Below are 15,042 nucleotides of genomic sequence, written 5' to 3' on the forward strand. Positions count from 1 at the left end.
ACGACTCTCGCCTTATGCGATCCCACCCAGACCTCTTGCGGAAACAGAACCGATGGTGCCTCCCGTTCGACACGTCAGCAGCAGCAGTGTCATCCCCGCGTCGGCCGATGTGGTCATTATCGGAGGAGGGCTCATCGGACTGACGACGGCCATGTTCCTGGCCGAGGCCGGGCAAACATGCGTGGTCTTCGAGAAGGGCCGCGTCGGGGCCGAGCAATCCGGGCGCAATGCCGGCTGGGTGCGCCAGCAGGGCCGCGATGTGCGGGAGGTTCCGCTTTCGATCGAAAGCCTCCGCCTCTGGGGAGAGACCAGCCGGAAACTGTCCAATGCTACGGGCTTTGCGGTGTGCGGCTCGCTCTATGGCTTCCGCAACGATGCGGAACTTCAGGCCTACGCGCCCTGGATGGCGAGGGCACGGGAATGCGGGCTTGCTTTCGAGGTGCTCGGCGCCGACGGAGTGCGCAGGATCGCCCCCGGGCTGGAGAGGGAGTTTCCCATTGGCCTGTTCACGCCATCCGACGGGCGGGCAGAGCCCGAGCTTGCCGCCCCGGCAATTGCCGAACATATCCAGAGTCTGGGCGTCCGGGTCGTGCAGGGCTGCGCCGTAAAGGGCATCGAGCGCAGCGCCGGCGCCGTGTCCGCAGTTGTCACCGAGCGCGGCAGCGTCGCCTGCAGCCGCGTGGTCGTGGCGGCCGGCGCCTGGTCGTCGCTGCTGTTGCGCTCTCTCGGCATTCGCCTGCCGCAGCTCAAGGCGATGGTATCCATGGCCAAGACGCAGCCATTTCCGGCTGGCCATCAGTCGTCGATATGGGTGGAGGGATTATCCAGTCGCCGCTGCGCGGACGGACGCCTGTCCATCGAGCATGGCGGGCGCTACGTCGCCGACATCGTGCCCGACAGCTTCCGCTACCTGCGCGATTTCCTGCCTGTCATCCGCGAGCAGGGGAAGGACATGAAGCTCAGGCTCGGACGCCGGATGCTGACCGAGCTCGGCTACGAGCGGTGGTGGCGGCGGGGCGGTGCGACACCGTTCGAGCGTGAGCGCGTCCTCGATCCATCGCCGGTGGCGATCGTGGATGCGGTCGGACCAACCCTGTCCCGGGTGATGGAGGGGTATGACCAGGTGCGCTATACGGATCGCTGGGCCGGTTACGTCGATGTGCTGCCCGACGCGGTTCCGGTTATTTCCCACGCTGCCGCCGTGCCCGGCCTGACGGTCTCGACCGGGTATTCCGGCCATGGATTCGGCCTGAGCTTCGGCGGCGGGCGATTGACGGCCGATCTCGTGCTTGGACGCACGCCCATCGTCGACCCCTCGGACTTGTCGTTGAGCCGGTTTTCCTGACGCTTTGGCCGCGATCCGTCGGCGGCCTGAGGAAATATGCAGGAAACGTCAAAATCGGCATCGTTATCGCGTCAAAACCCAGCTAACCAGTAGTGCAATGCGGTAACCAGGCAGCGCGCCGCCCTAGGCTGACAGTTGCAACACCGCTTGCTGGACCGATGGAAAGGGGAAAAACATGAAGAATGATGTCCTAACCGACGCGCTGGGTCTTTCTCGACGCGCGCTCCTTCTCGGCTCGGCCGGCATGCTTGCCGTTGGCGCTTTGGGCGGACGCGCGAGAGCGCAGGAGATGACCCCCAAGCGGGGCGGTCACCTGGTCTTCGGGCTCGATACCGCCTCGAGTTCCGACAGCATCGACCCGGCATTCTACACCGAGTCCTACATGTATACGGTGGGCTTCCAACTGTTCAACACGCTGGTGGAGATCGGCGAGTCGAGCGAACTCGTGCCCTCGCTCGCCGAATCCTGGGAGCCGACACGCCCCGACGGGTCCGAATGGCGCTTCAAGATCCGCAAGGGCGTGCAGTTCCACAACGGCAAGGAACTCGACGCGAACGATGTGATCTACTCCATCAACCATCATCGCGGGCCGGACTCCAAGTCCGGCGCCAAGGGGAGCCTGGAGGCGATCACCGAAATCAAGGCCACCGGGCCGATGGAGGTGACGATCACGCTGGTGGGCGGCAATGCCGATTTCCCCTATACGCTGACCGACTATCATCTCGGGATCGGCCCCGACGGCGGCGACTTCACCAAGGGTATCGGGACGGGCGCCTATACGCTCGAAACATTCCAGCCGGGTGTCCGCGCGCTGACCAAACGGTTCGAGAACCACTGGAACCCGGACCGCGGTTTCGTCGACTCGTGCGAAACGCTGGCCATGAGCGATCCGACCGCCCGCATGGCGGCATTGGTGAGTGGCCAGGTTCACATCATCAATCGCGTCGATCCGAAGATGGCCGGCCGCCTTGCGTCGATGTCGGGCGTGAAAGTCTTCAGCACGCCGGCCAACACGATGTATTGCTTCCCGATGCGTTGCGACATGGCGCCATTCGACAATGTCGACATGCGCCAGGCCATGAAGCACGCCATCGATCGCGAGATTATCCTGAAGAACGGCTATGGCGGCGCGGGCATTGTCGGAAACGACACGCCCATCCCGAATTGGAGCCCCTATTATTCCGCCGATGTGCCGAAGAACAGCTACGACCCCGACAAAGCCCGGTCCCTTATCCAGAAGGCGGGCTTCAGCGGGCCCATCGAGCTGTCCGTTTCCGATAACGGGTTTCCGGGCTCCGTCGACGCGGCGCAGCTTTTCCGCAATTCGGCTTCGGCCGCCGGCATCGACATCACCGTCAACCGCGTTCCCTCCGATGGATACTGGGACGAGGTGTGGATGAAGAAGCCCTTCTGCGCGTCGAACTGGTCTGTCCGTCCGACCGTGGATGCCATGCTGTCGCTCATTCTGCAGACCGGCGCACCCTGGAACGAAACCTACTGGAGTAATCCGGCCTTCGACCAGCTCATCATCAGCGCGCGTGCCGAGCTGGACGAGACGAAGCGCAAGGCGATCTATCACGACGCGCAGGTTATTCTGGCGCAGGAGGCCGGCGAGCTGATCCCGATTTTCGTGGACCAGCAGAATGCCAGCACCGACCGCATCCAGGGCATCAAGGGCATCCCGGGCGGCGGCGACATGGGCGGCTATCGCCTGTCCGAGAAGGTCTGGTTCGAAAGCTGATGTCGCCGGCGGGCCGCCCGGTGCGGCCCGCTGCGCCCGCCACCCCGGAAATGCGTCTGAGAGGCATGGCAATGCTTGCAAACGATATTGGCCCCGAGATCGATACCGCCGCCGGCCGGATCGAAGAGAAGCTGGTGGCCATCCGGCGCGATATCCATGCGCATCCCGAAACGGGCTTCGACACCATACGGACCAGCGCGCTGGTGGCCGACCAGTTGAAGGCCGCCGGCATCGACGTCGTCTCGGGCGTCGGCCGTACGGGTGTAGTGGGAACCATCGAAACCGGACGGCCAGGCCCGACCGTGCTTCTGCGCGCGGATATGGACGCGCTTCCCATCCACGAGATGACCGGCCTCGACTTCGCCAGCACGGTCGACGGCAAGATGCACGCCTGCGGCCACGATCTGCACACGGCCACCCTGATCGGCGTCGGCATCCTTCTGCGCGATCTGGCGCCGCGCCTGAACGGCACGGTCCGGCTTATGTTCCAGCCGGCGGAAGAAACGTCGGAAAGCGGCGCCAGGGCGATGATCGAGGATGGCGTCCTCGATGGCGTGGATGTGGCCCTGGGCTTCCACAACCAGCCCGATGAGGACGTCGGGACATTCAGCTACATTCCCGGTATCTCGAACGGATCGTCCGACGAATTCAGCATCCTCGTGCGAGGGCGGTCCGGACATGCGGCGCGCCCGCATCTGGCCGCCGACCCGATCATCGCGGCGGCGACGCTGGTGCTGCAGCTTCAGACGATCGTTTCCCGCGAGGTCGACCCGATGCACCCTGCGGTGCTGACGATCGGCGGCATCAGCGGCGGCATGGCCGAAAACATCATTCCCGATACGGTGCGGTTGATCGGCACGGTCAGAACCCAGCTTCCCGCCAATCGCGATCTGATCGAAGACGCCATTCGCAGGCAGTGCGACGGTATCTCCACGTCCATGAATGTCCGCTGCGATTTCACCATGGTGCGCGGCGTGCCTGCGATGGTTCATGATGAGAAGGTCACCACGCGCACCATGCAGGCGATTGCCGATCATTTCGGGCAGGGCGCTATACGCAGGCGCGATGCGACGCTGGGCGCCGAGGACTTCGCGCTCATCTCCGAGCGCGTACCGACCTTCCAGCTCGGTGTGGGATCGCGGCTGCCGGGCCGCGATGACAAGCTGCATAATTCCGACTACCAGCCGGACGAGCGCTCCATCCGCAACGGGGTCGTCGGGTTGACGCTGGCCGCCTGCAGCTTCCTGTCGAGCCCGCAACTTTGACACGGCCACGCTGACAGGCTGAGCCGTGTTCGGCACCCGAACACGGCCCGGGAACGTCATTAACGCATCGCCTGGCGCAGGCTGTGGATGTGATGGGCGCCGACGCCGCAGCAACCGCCGATCATCGTGGCGCCGGCCTCGGCCCATTCGCAGGCGAAGCGATTGTACCGATCGTCGGTGAGGTCGGTGCGCAACTCCGTCAGGGTTTCGTTTGCCGCGCCGTCGGAGGTGGCCTCGAAGGCGTTGGCATAGACGCCCAGCTTCATGGCCGAACCGGCATCCGCAATGATTTTCGCGGCTGTTGCTACGGCACAGCCCATCACTTCCGGGCGGCTGCAATTGAACAGAAGCGCTGCCGCACCCGCCTCGACCGCCCAGACGGCCGCGTCCCGCACGCTCTCGCCGGAGCGCAGCGTGGGCTCTTCCGCTTCGGCCCCGGGGCCATCGGACAGGGTGAACGAGATCCAGAACGGTTTGCCGGTGGCGGCGACGGCGGTGCTGACGGCGCGTCCTTCCGCGATCAGGCTGAGCGTTTCTCCAAGCCAGACATCGACGTAAGGATCGAGATTGTCGACGAGGACGGATAGATAGTCCTGCACGTCGTCTTGCCTGAACAGTTCGGGCTCGTAGGAGCCGAAGATCGGCGGGAGAGAGCCGGCAACGACGATCTTGCGGCCGGCAGCGTCGGCGGCCTCGCGCGCAAGCCGGCCGGACAGCGCGATCAGCTCCGCGCCCTCGCGGCGAAATCTTTCTTCGCCGATATGAAACGGCACAAGGGCGTAACTGTTGGTCGTGACGACATCGGCGCCGGCGTCGATGAAGGCCGTATGCGCGTTTCTGACGATGTCCGGGCTTTCGATCAGGGCCAGCGCCGACCATTCGGGCTGGCGCAGCCGAGCGCCGAGCCGTTGAAGTTCGCGGCTCATGCCACCGTCGAGGATCGTCACTTCAGTCATCGCATGCTCCATGCTGTTTTGTCCGCGCTGGGCGCTGGTGGTCCATCGATCGAATGCGGCCCGTGGCGGACATCCCCATAACCCTGGATGATCGCCGTGGCGAGGCTGGCGTCATCGGCCGGTGAGTGCCTGGCCGAGGTCGGCGACCAGGTCCTGCGGGGCTTCCAGTCCGATCGACAGTCGAAAGATGCCGTCCCCCGCGAACGCGCGGTAAGCCTCGCGCTGTTTGCCCTCCAGCCGATAGGTCGATTGCATCATCTCTTCCGTGTCGAGAAGCACGACGATGCTGCGCTGATGGCCGAGCGAGAAGGCGTAATGAATGACCTTCAGCCGGTCCGAGAGCTGCAACGCCGTGGCGCGGGGATCGCGGACCTGAAAGGAGATCATGCCGCCGCCCACATCCATCTGCCGCTTGGCCAGCGCATGCTGCGGATGGGATTCCAGCCCGGGATAGATGACGCGTGTCACGTCGGGATGCGAGGCGAGCGCCCGGGCGACGATGAGCGTGCTGTCCGAGATGGTCTTCATCCTGGGATAGAGGGAATCGATACCGCGCATGATCAGCCAGGCATTCTGCGCCGACAGCGAGGCGCCGAGATAGACGCCCGCGCGGGCGCGAATCCGGGCAATCAGATGCTTGCTGCCACAGACCACGCCGCCGAGCGCATCGCCGTGTCCGTTGATGAACTTCGTCAGCGAGTGCATGACCAGATCGGCGCCGAACTCGGCCGGACGCGTGGCGACGGGCGTCGCGAAGGTGGAGTCCACGGAAACGAGCGCGCCATGTGCATGGGCGAGCCTGGTGACGAAGGCGAGGTCGGTGATGCGCAGGATCGGATTGCAGGGCGTTTCACAATGAACGACCCTGGTATTGGGACGAAACGCCGCCGCGACCGCCTCATGATCCGACATGTCGACGGCTGTCACTTCGATGCCGTAGTCGGGAAGAATGCGTCTCGCAAGTTCGTTGGCACCGGCATAGCAGACGTCGCTGACGATCAGGTGGTCGCCGCTTTTCAGGAAGGTGAAGAATATCGCCGCAATGGCGGCGATGCCCGTTGCCGTGGCAAGGGATTCTTCCGTTCCCTCGATAGCGGCCATGCGGTTTTCGAGCTGGCGTACGGTCGGATTGGTCCATCGTGCGTAGAGAAATGGAAGATCCGCGAGGTCTTCGACGCCATCGGCGGAGAAGGCGCCGTCGCCCGGCGTCAGCACGTTGTTCACCGACATCGAGATGTTCGGTGCGATTGCCCTGGTGAACGGATCGGCCGTCAGCCCGCCATCGAGCGCCAGCGTTTGCCCGTGCAGGGGGCGAACCTGTCCCGTATCGGAGCCAGGCACCACAGCGGCACGGGATAATCGTTCAGACATGACTTGCCCTTCAAGCAGGTTTGCGCGTCGAACCTAGCCGAGGCAGACGAAGGATCTTCGGCCAATTGGGCACGTGTGACGGAGAAAAAACCTTTGCGCGGCGGCAGGCATGCGGGTTGGCGGCACGCAAACCGGCTCGCGGTTCCGGCAAGCGCCCACACCGTTCGGGGCCGCCAGAGCCGGGCAGTGTCCTTGAGAGGGAATCCGCGGCACATGGCACCGCGATGCGGGACGGCCGCATGCTTTGCCGTTATCGTGACGAATACAAGCCATGGAGATGCCGATGACGGAGCAACTGGACAAATTCGATCGGGAGATCCTGAGGATCGTTCAGAAGGACTGCCAGCTCAAGGCCGAGGCGATTGCCGACATGGTCGGCCTTTCTCCTTCTGCCATTCAACGCCGGCTCAAGCGTATGCGGCAGGCGGGCATCATCGCCGCAGAGGTTGCGGTGGTCGACCGCAAGGCCATCGGCAAGTTCATGACCTTCATCACCGGCATGGAAATCGAGCGGGAGAACTATGATGCGCTCTCCAGATTCCGGCTCTGGGCCGACCGGCAGGCCCATATCCAGCAGGTCTATTACGTCACGGGCACTTTCGATCTGATCGCCATCATCACCGCAGAAGATGTCATGCAGTATGACGCCATCGCGGCCCATATCATGGCCGAGAACCCCCAGATCAAGCGCATGCACACCAATGTCGTCCTGAAGGAGCTGAAGGTCGGCCTGTTCGTACCCGTACCGGACTGATCCTATGCCGGCACGGCGCCGAGGGCCGGTGACGGCCGCACGGTCTCGAGCCAGCCGCGTTGCATCTTCGGTACCGACTCCAGCAATTGCGCGGTGTAGCTGTCGAAGGGGGGCGACAGGACGGCCTGCTTGCTTCCGAACCGGATGAGCCGGCCTTCCCGCATCACCGCGATGGAATCGGCGATCGCCTCCACCGTCTCCAGATCGTGCGTTATGAAAAGGTAAGAGACGCCGCGCTCTACCTGCAGCTTGCGCAACAGTTTCAGAACGCCATCGGCCACGAGCGGATCGAGTGCGGAGGTGGGCTCGTCGCAGACGATGACGTCGGGCTGCGCGGCCAGGGCCCGCGCGATGCACACGCGTTGCTTCTGGCCGCCCGAAAGCTCGGCCGGAAAGCGATGGGCAATCGATTCCGGCAGCTCGATCTCGGCGAGGAGGTCGCGCACACGGGCGCGCCGTTCGGCCGCGCGCATGCCGAAATAGAGCTTAAGGGGTCTGGATATGATCCGCTCGATCGTATGGCGCGGATTGAGGGCGACATCGGGAATCTGGTTTATGATCTGGACCCGGCGCAGATCGTCCCGGTTGCGCTTCGTCACCGATGCCGGCAGACGCCTGCCATCCAGAACGATGTGACCCTTGGTCGGCTCCATCAGGCCCATGGCCACCCGCGCCAGGGTAGACTTGCCGGAGCCTGACTCCCCCACGATCGCCAAGGTGCGCCCTTCTTCGACGAAGACGCTGACATCGTGGAGAACAGGCATCTTGCCGTAGCTTGCCGCGATTCCGGAAATCTCAAGGCGTTTCGAGGCCGAGGTGTCGGACGCATCGTGCCGATGCCGCCGCACCGAAACGAGCGCGCGCGTATAGTCCTGACGCGGCCTTTCGATGATGTCCTCGGTGGAGCCGTATTCCACGGTCTTACCGTGCCGAAGCACCATGATGTTGTCGGCGATCTGCGCAACCACGGCCAGATCGTGCGTGATGTAGACCGCCGCGGTGCGGGTGATCCTGATCGCGTTCTTGATTGCCAGAAGAACGTCGATCTGTGTGGTCACGTCCAAAGCGGTCGTCGGCTCGTCGAACACGACCAGCGCCGGATTGCTGCACAGCGCCATGGCCGTCATTGCCCGCTGCAACTGTCCGCCCGAGGCCTGATGGGGATATTTGTTGCCGAAGTTTTCGGGGTCGGGAAGCGTTAGAAGCGCGAACAGCTCCTTTGCCCGGGCCAGCGCCTGCTGACGCGTCAACGTGCCATGCCATACCGCCGCCTCTATGACCTGGTCGATCAAGCGGTGGTTGGGGCTGAAGGCGGCGGCCGCCGACTGGGCGACATAGGATACCGTGTCGCCCTTCAGCTTGAGCAGGGCGCGCGGCGACAGGGCGTAAAGATCCTGTCCCTGCAGTTCGACCGAGCCGGAGACGTGGTGGATGCCGCTCCGCAGATGGCCGATCGAAGCCAGGCCCAGGGTCGACTTGCCGGCTCCGCTTTCCCCGATCAGGCCGATGACCTTTCCCGGTTCCAGGCTGAAGGAAACGTTGTCGACGATGGTCGCGGCACCGGCGCGGTCCGGCCCGGCCGAAAGAGTCAGGCCGCGCACGTTGAGGAGGGGAGCTGGCGTCATGCGCTTCTCCTTTTCAGGCGCGAGGTATGGTTGATGAGCCCGTCGACGACGAGGTTGACGGAAATGGCAAGAAGCGAGATGGCCGCCCCGGGGATGAGCGCGGTGGCGATGCCGAACATCAGGCCGTCCTTGTTTTCCTTGACGAGCATGCCCCAGTCGGCAAGCGGCGGCTGAATGCCGAGCCCGAGAAACGACAGGGAGGAAAGGAAAAGCACCGAGAATGCGAAACGCAGTCCGAGTTCCGCGAGAAGCGGGGACAGCGCATTGGGCAGCATTTCCTGGACGATGATGTAGGTCCAGCCTTCGCCGCGCGCACGGGCCACTTCCACGAAATCCATGACGGCGATCTCTGACGCGATCGAACGGCTGACGCGGAAGACGCGGGTGGATTCCAATGTCGCGACCACCAGGATCAGCACCGTGATCGTCTTCGGCAGAACCGCAAGCACCACGAGTGCCAGAATGAGCGTCGGGATCGCCATCAACAGATCGTTGAGACGCGACAGCACCTGATCCACCCATCCGCCCCGGACCGCCGCTATGAAGCCGAGCGTGCCGCCGATCAGGAAGGCCAGCAGCGTTGCCGCGATGGCAACGAGAAAGGTGATCTGGGCACCCCACACGATGCGGGAAAACATATCCCGCCCGATGCTGTCGGTGCCCAGCCTGTACATGTCCGATGGCGGCTCCCAGACCGAGCCGACGGCTGCCGTCGGATCGTAGGGCGCGATGACGCCCGCGAAGATGGAGATGACCAGTAAGCCGGCCAGGATGACGGCCGCTGCGATGGTGAAGGGGCTCTGCGCGCGCATGCTCATCTCCTGTAGCGGAGGCGGGGGTTGGCCAGGGTGATCGCGATGTCCGCCAGCACGTTCAGGAAGATGTACATGGCGGCAAACACCGCCCCGCAGGCCTGGATGACGGGTATGTCGCGCTTGGCGACATGATCGACCATGTACTGGCCAAGGCCCGGATAGACGAAGACGACCTCCACGACCACGACGCCCACGACCAGATAGGCGAGGTTCAGGGTCACCACGCTGATGATGGGGCCGAGCGCTGCCGGCAAGGCATGCCGGTAAAGGATCCGCCAGGCGGGAAGGCCCTTGAGTTGTGCCGTCTCGATGAAGGGGGCTTCCATGACGTTGAGAAGCGCGGCGCGCGTCATGCGCATCATGTGGCCCAGCACGGCCATGACCAGGGTTGCGCAGGGGAGGGCCATGGTCCAAAGCCGTTCGCCGAAGGACATCCCGTCATGGACCACGGCGCTGCTGGGCGCCAGGCCGTACTGGACGGAGGCGTAGGTGATCAGCAGATAGCCGACGAAGAATTCCGGAAGCGAGATGACGCCGAGGGTGACGATGTTGATCGCCTTGTCCAACAGACGGTCCCGGTAGAGAACGGAGATGACCCCCAGTATGATCGCAGTGGGAACGGCAACCGCTGCGGCCATGGCCGCCAGCGAAAGCGTGTTGGCCAGTCTTGGAAACAGTCCGTCCGCGATGCGCTGGCCATTGGAGTAGCTGGTGCCGAGATCGCCGGTCAGAGCGCCGCCCAGCCATTGGAGGTAGCGCAGCATCGCCGGCTGATCGAGCCCCAGCGCGTTGCGGATGTTCTGCACCGCTTCCGGCGTTGCCTGCTGGCCGAGGATGGCCGTGGCGACGTCGCCCGGAAGCACCTGCGTGCCGAGGAAGATGACCAGCGTCGCAGCCAGAAGGAGGATCAGTCCAAACATCACGCGGCGCAGGACGATGTCACCCAGGGTCATGCCGGCCAGGCGGCTGACGCGCTCTGGAGCCAGCTCCAGCTCGGTTGGTCCTGCACTGTAGAGTTGGTCTGACATTGGGTCTTCAATACCTTCCAGAATCAAGGCGCGATGTCGGAGCATCGACGGCAGTCGCCGTGTCTGAACCGCTCCTCGGCCTGGCAGTACCCGCAGTGGGCGTCGTTCCGTGTAGCGAGTGAAGAACAGTAGAAAACCCTTTTCGCAGAATTTCCGCGAAAATGTCGTCCGCCTGCCGCAACTCCGCGCCTTGGCACCCGAGGAGTAGCGTTAATGTCACGAACGGCGCGATAGTCAATGTGCGCAGTCCCGCCTGCCGCCCGCCCGGCAACGGGCATCGTACCGGGGGCGGAACCTGATCGGCGCTCGAAAAAGAATCGGAAGGCGAAGGGATGGAAACACGCTGCCGTTCGTATACCGATCATGAGCAAGGATAAGCGCGACAACGATGTCATCGGGCTGCTGGGCCCCCTGCGGCGCTACGCGCTGTCTTTGACGCGCGACGTGGGTGAGGCGGAAGACCTCGTCCACGATACCCTGCTGCGTGCCTTCGAGCAGCGCGCCCAGTTCAAATCCGGGCACAGTCTGCGGCCATGGCTGATGTCGATCCTGCACAATCGCTTCGTCGACCAGGCGCGCCGGAAGCGATCGGAACGCCATCGCGACGAGGCCATCGCCCTGCATATCGAACCTTCGGTGAGCGGAAGGCAGGAAGGGTCGACACGGCTCGCGGACGTCCATCGCGCCTTCCTGACCCTGCCGGAAGAGCAACGCGCCGCGTTGCACCTGGTTACCGTCGAGGGACTTTCATACGAAAAGGCGGCCGAGACGCTTTCCATTCCGGTGGGCACGCTGGTTTCCCGGTTGTCGCGGGGCCGCGCCCGCCTGCGCGAACTGGAGGACGGGCCGTCCGACGTCCGGGTCTTGCCGTTCCCCGCCGGAGGACGACGCGATGCGCTCTGATGTCGATCCGATCACCGATTTCGACCTTGCCGCCTATGTCGACGACCAGCTTCCGGTCGATCGGCGGATCGATGTCGAGGCCTATCTGGCTGGCCGCCCGGAAGAGGCGGCAAAGATGATGGACGAGCTGCGGACCCGCGACGAGCTTCGCATCGCGATCTCGTCCGTCCCGCTTCGCTCGGACCCGCGCATGGACAAGGAGGCCGCCTGGCTGGGGCGGTCGATGGCGCGGCGTGGCATCCTGCGCCGTCTCTCGCGTGTTGCGGCCTTGGCACTGATGCTCGGCATCGGCTGGATTGCACATGCCGAATTCAACGCGCTCGGTATCCGGGAAAGCGTTGCCTCTGCGCCGCCACCGCCTTTCGTCGCGGACGCGATCCGCTCGCACGGCACCAGCGCGATCCGTGCGGCCATGGTTTCCCAGGTCGAGACCGCCGATTATGACCCGGTCGAAATCCTTTCGGCTACCGCCATACGCGTGCCCGACCTGCCGGAAGACTGGACGGTGCTGGACGTGCAGGTCTTTCCGTCGACCTTCGGGCCGAGCCTCGAAATGGCGCTCGGCTCGCCAGAGCTCGGCAACGTCTCTCTGTTCGCTACCCGCCCCGGCACGGTGGACAGATTGCCGGTCGGCGCCTTCGTGGAAGGCAACGCCACGGCCGCCTACTGGCAGGTCGGCGAGGTCGCCTATGCGCTGGTGAGCCGCGGCGTCACCCGCGATGCGTTGGAGTACGAGGGCGAACGCATCGCGGCCGGGCTCCGCTGAGCGACCCATGAACGACGCTTTGAGCGCTGCTTGTGCGCATCCTTCCACTTTCCTTTTCACTTCGTGCCCGGCCTTGCAAGGCGACACGGAGGGGCCCGAACCACTGGTTCCGGCCGGTTTCATGAATCATGACAGGGACTTCGATGGACTCCTTTCTTGCCGACCTCGGCGACCTTATCCGCACGCATCAGGCCTGGGCGTTCCCCATCGTCACCCTGATCAGCCTGGGTGAGTCTCTCGTACTCGCCGGCCTGCTGATCCCCGCCACGGCGATCATGCTCCTGCTCGGCGGTTTGGTCGGAGCGGGCGTCGTCGATCCCATTCCCGTGCTGGGCGGCGCGATCCTCGGCGCGATTCTCGGAGACATCCTTTCTTATGGAATCGGCCGCTGGCTGGGGCCGGGTGTCGTGTACCGCAAGCCGCTGCGGCGATACCGGCACGCCATCGCCAGAACGCGGCTGTTTTTCCGCAGATATGGTTTTGCCGCCGTGTTCCTGGGCCGCTTCCTGGGGCCGATCCGCTCTACTGTGCCGCTCGTCGCCGGAATGATGGCCATGAGCCAGACCCGCTTTCAGTTGGCGAACGTCGCCTCGGCCGTCCTCTGGGCGCCGCTGATGCTGGCGCCCGGCTATCTCGGAGCGCGTGGCGCGGGCGAAGTCGGAACCGTTGCAGGCGAGGGCGGCCTCGGCATCGTCGCGCTCGCTCTCGCCATCACGCTCGTTGCCACCGTATGGGGCGGCAAGCGCTTCCTCACCAGCCGTCGGCCGCGCCGCATTCGCGCCGGCATCGACCGCTGACGGCCTGACATCCACTTCCTCTTATCGCCCTTCGCCACTTTCAGGACGCAACCACCATGGAATTCCTCGCTGATCCCCAAATCTGGATCGGTCTTGCCACGCTGATCGTGCTCGAGGTCGTGCTCGGGATCGACAATCTGGTCTTCATCGCCATCCTCGCCGACAAGCTGCCGGCCCACCAACGCAACAAGGCGCGCGTCATCGGCCTGTCGCTGGCGCTCGTGATGCGCATCATCCTTCTGTTCTCGATCTCCTGGATCGTGACGCTGACGCAGCCGCTGTTCACGCTGGCCGGCTGGGCGTTCTCCGGACGCGACCTGATCCTGATCTTCGGCGGTGTCTTCCTGCTTGCCAAAGGCACGATGGAGTTGCACGAGCGGCTGGAGGGCGTGCACAAGCCGAAGGAAGGCAAGGTCGTCCACGCCGTCTTCTGGCAGGTTATCGCGCAGATCGTCGTGCTCGACGCCGTCTTCTCGCTGGACAGCGTCATCACCGCCGTCGGCATGGTGGACGAGCTCTGGGTGATGATCACCGCGGTTTGTGTTGCGATAACCGTCATGCTGCTCGCCTCGAAGCCGCTGATGGCCTTCGTCTCGAAGCATCCTACCGTGGTTATCCTGTGTCTCGGCTTCCTGCTGATGATCGGCTTTTCGCTCGTCGTCGAGGGCTTCGGCTTCCACATCCCGAAGGGCTATCTCTATGCGGCCATCGGCTTCTCGGTGCTGATCGAGGCGGCCAACCAGTTCGCGCGCCGCAACCGCGAGAAGGTGGTCACCACCAACGATCTTCGCGAGCGCACCTCGCAGGCGGTCCTGCGGCTGCTTGGCGGTCGCTCGGACGATGCGGCGCTGTCGGAGACGATCGACGTCATCGCCGAACAGACCGCCGGCGGCGAGATCTTCCGGACCGAGGAGAAGGAGATGATCCGCGGCGTGCTGGGGCTGGGTGGACGCCCGGTCGCCTCTATCATGAGTCCACGCGGCGAGGTCGAGTGGCTGGATCTGGACGGTACCGCCGAAGAGCTTGCCGAAGACATTCGAGCCCTGACGCACAGCCGCGTGATCCTGGCGCGTGGCCAGGTCGACGCGTTCGTCGGCGTTGCGCTTGTGAAGGACCTGCTGCTGGCGCTGGCGGACGGTCGGCCGATCGACTGGCCGCGCATGACACGCCAGCCCGTAGTGGTCCACGAGCGCACCAATGTCCTCCGCGTCATGGAGCAGCTCCGCGCCTCTCCGGTGCAGATGGCGATCATCGTCGACGAGTACGGATCTTTCGACGGCATCGCGACACCCACCGATGTTCTCGAGGCCATCGCCGGCGAGTTCCCGGACACCGACGAAGCGCCCGCCGTCGCCCTGCGGCAGGACGATGGATCCTGGGAGGTGGATGGCTTCATGGACATCCGGCAGCTTTCCGGCATCCTCGATCGCGACTTTGTCGACGACGCCAACCGCTACTCCACGCTGGCGGGCTACGTCCTGACGCGGCTTGGCCATCTGCCGGGCGTCGGCGAGACGTTCGAGGACGGCGGCCTTGTCTTCACTGTGCGGTCCCTCGCGGGCCGGACCATCGGCAAGGTGGGCATTCGGGAGGCATCGTCAGACGGCAATGCAGCGCAGGAGGTGGAAACCCAGCCGCTCCAGGTGCAGGCATCGACAGCAATGTGAAGGGGATGA

Annotated in this window: 13 protein-coding genes; 8 read left to right on the forward strand and 5 right to left on the reverse strand. The window is 64.4% G+C overall.

Annotated elements, in window-relative coordinates; genetic code table 11:
• The first annotated feature begins 52 nt into the window (after nt 1-52).
• The 3 genes from AUL31_RS11485 (at nt 53) to AUL31_RS11495 (ending at nt 4,351) form a co-directional block, all read left to right on the forward strand.
• Nucleotides 53-1,345: an NAD(P)/FAD-dependent oxidoreductase gene (locus AUL31_RS11485; RefSeq protein WP_060606319.1), complete on the forward strand. Its 1,293-nt coding sequence runs from the start codon at nt 53-55 to the stop codon at nt 1,343-1,345.
• 175 nt (nt 1,346-1,520) lie between these two features.
• Nucleotides 1,521-3,086, forward strand: a complete 1,566-nt coding sequence (locus tag AUL31_RS11490) for an ABC transporter substrate-binding protein (protein WP_060606321.1) — start codon at nt 1,521-1,523, stop codon at nt 3,084-3,086.
• Between the two features lie 65 nt (nt 3,087-3,151).
• Complete coding sequence (locus tag AUL31_RS11495) at nt 3,152-4,351, forward strand: M20 metallopeptidase family protein (protein ID WP_060606833.1); 1,200 nt, start codon at nt 3,152-3,154, stop codon at nt 4,349-4,351.
• A gap of 59 nt (nt 4,352-4,410) precedes the next feature.
• On the opposite strand, the gene AUL31_RS11500 is transcribed toward AUL31_RS11495, so the two are convergent.
• Together AUL31_RS11500 and AUL31_RS11505 are read right to left on the reverse strand one after the other, a co-directional pair.
• Entirely contained in the window at nt 4,411-5,307 is an 897-nt protein-coding gene (locus tag AUL31_RS11500) for a homocysteine S-methyltransferase family protein (RefSeq protein WP_060606837.1), read from the reverse strand.
• 111 nt (nt 5,308-5,418) lie between these two features.
• Nucleotides 5,419-6,678: a trans-sulfuration enzyme family protein gene (locus tag AUL31_RS11505; RefSeq protein ID WP_082646914.1), complete on the reverse strand. Its 1,260-nt coding sequence runs from the start codon at nt 6,676-6,678 to the stop codon at nt 5,419-5,421.
• Between the two features lie 283 nt (nt 6,679-6,961).
• Here AUL31_RS11505 and AUL31_RS11510 point away from each other — a divergent pair, with 283 nt between their 5' ends.
• The gene (locus AUL31_RS11510; RefSeq protein WP_060606840.1) at nt 6,962-7,432 is read left to right on the forward strand and encodes an Lrp/AsnC family transcriptional regulator; all 471 of its coding nucleotides are present in this window, start codon (nt 6,962-6,964) and stop codon (nt 7,430-7,432) included.
• Between the two features lie 2 nt (nt 7,433-7,434).
• Here the strand turns inward: AUL31_RS11510 and AUL31_RS11515 are convergent, their stop codons facing one another.
• From AUL31_RS11515 to AUL31_RS11525, 3 genes are read right to left on the reverse strand one after another with little or no spacing between them, the layout of a single operon-like run.
• Nucleotides 7,435-9,057, reverse strand: coding sequence for an ABC transporter ATP-binding protein (locus tag AUL31_RS11515; protein ID WP_060606325.1), 1,623 nt, complete (start codon nt 9,055-9,057; stop codon nt 7,435-7,437).
• Nucleotides 9,054-9,869 carry an ABC transporter permease gene (locus AUL31_RS11520; RefSeq protein WP_060606328.1) on the reverse strand — a complete coding sequence of 272 codons (816 nt, stop codon included), beginning with the start codon at nt 9,867-9,869 and terminating at the stop codon, nt 9,054-9,056. The genes AUL31_RS11515 and AUL31_RS11520 overlap by 4 nt, the downstream gene beginning before the upstream one ends.
• Nucleotides 9,870-9,871: 2 nt before the next feature.
• The gene (locus tag AUL31_RS11525) at nt 9,872-10,825 is read right to left on the reverse strand and encodes an ABC transporter permease (protein WP_060606843.1); all 954 of its coding nucleotides are present in this window, start codon (nt 10,823-10,825) and stop codon (nt 9,872-9,874) included.
• Nucleotides 10,826-11,263: 438 nt separating this feature from the next.
• Between AUL31_RS11525 and AUL31_RS11530 the strand changes: the two genes are divergently transcribed.
• The 4 genes from AUL31_RS11530 (at nt 11,264) to AUL31_RS11545 (ending at nt 15,033) form a co-directional block, all read left to right on the forward strand.
• Nucleotides 11,264-11,803 (forward strand): sigma-70 family RNA polymerase sigma factor, encoded by a 540-nt coding sequence (locus AUL31_RS11530; protein ID WP_060606330.1) that lies wholly within the window; start codon nt 11,264-11,266, stop codon nt 11,801-11,803.
• On the forward strand, nt 11,793-12,569 hold the full coding sequence (locus tag AUL31_RS11535) for an anti-sigma factor family protein (protein WP_060606334.1): 777 nt from the start codon (nt 11,793-11,795) through the stop codon (nt 12,567-12,569). The genes AUL31_RS11530 and AUL31_RS11535 overlap by 11 nt, the downstream gene beginning before the upstream one ends.
• Nucleotides 12,570-12,712: 143 nt before the next feature.
• Nucleotides 12,713-13,366 carry a DedA family protein gene (locus tag AUL31_RS11540; protein WP_060606337.1) on the forward strand — a complete coding sequence of 218 codons (654 nt, stop codon included), beginning with the start codon at nt 12,713-12,715 and terminating at the stop codon, nt 13,364-13,366.
• Nucleotides 13,367-13,422: 56 nt separating this feature from the next.
• Nucleotides 13,423-15,033, forward strand: a complete 1,611-nt coding sequence (locus AUL31_RS11545) for a TerC family protein (RefSeq protein WP_060606340.1) — start codon at nt 13,423-13,425, stop codon at nt 15,031-15,033.
• Nucleotides 15,034-15,042: the final 9 nt, after the last annotated feature.

The organism is Aureimonas altamirensis (assembly GCF_001463885.1).
In the GTDB taxonomy this organism is placed as follows: domain Bacteria; phylum Pseudomonadota; class Alphaproteobacteria; order Rhizobiales; family Rhizobiaceae; genus Aureimonas; species Aureimonas altamirensis.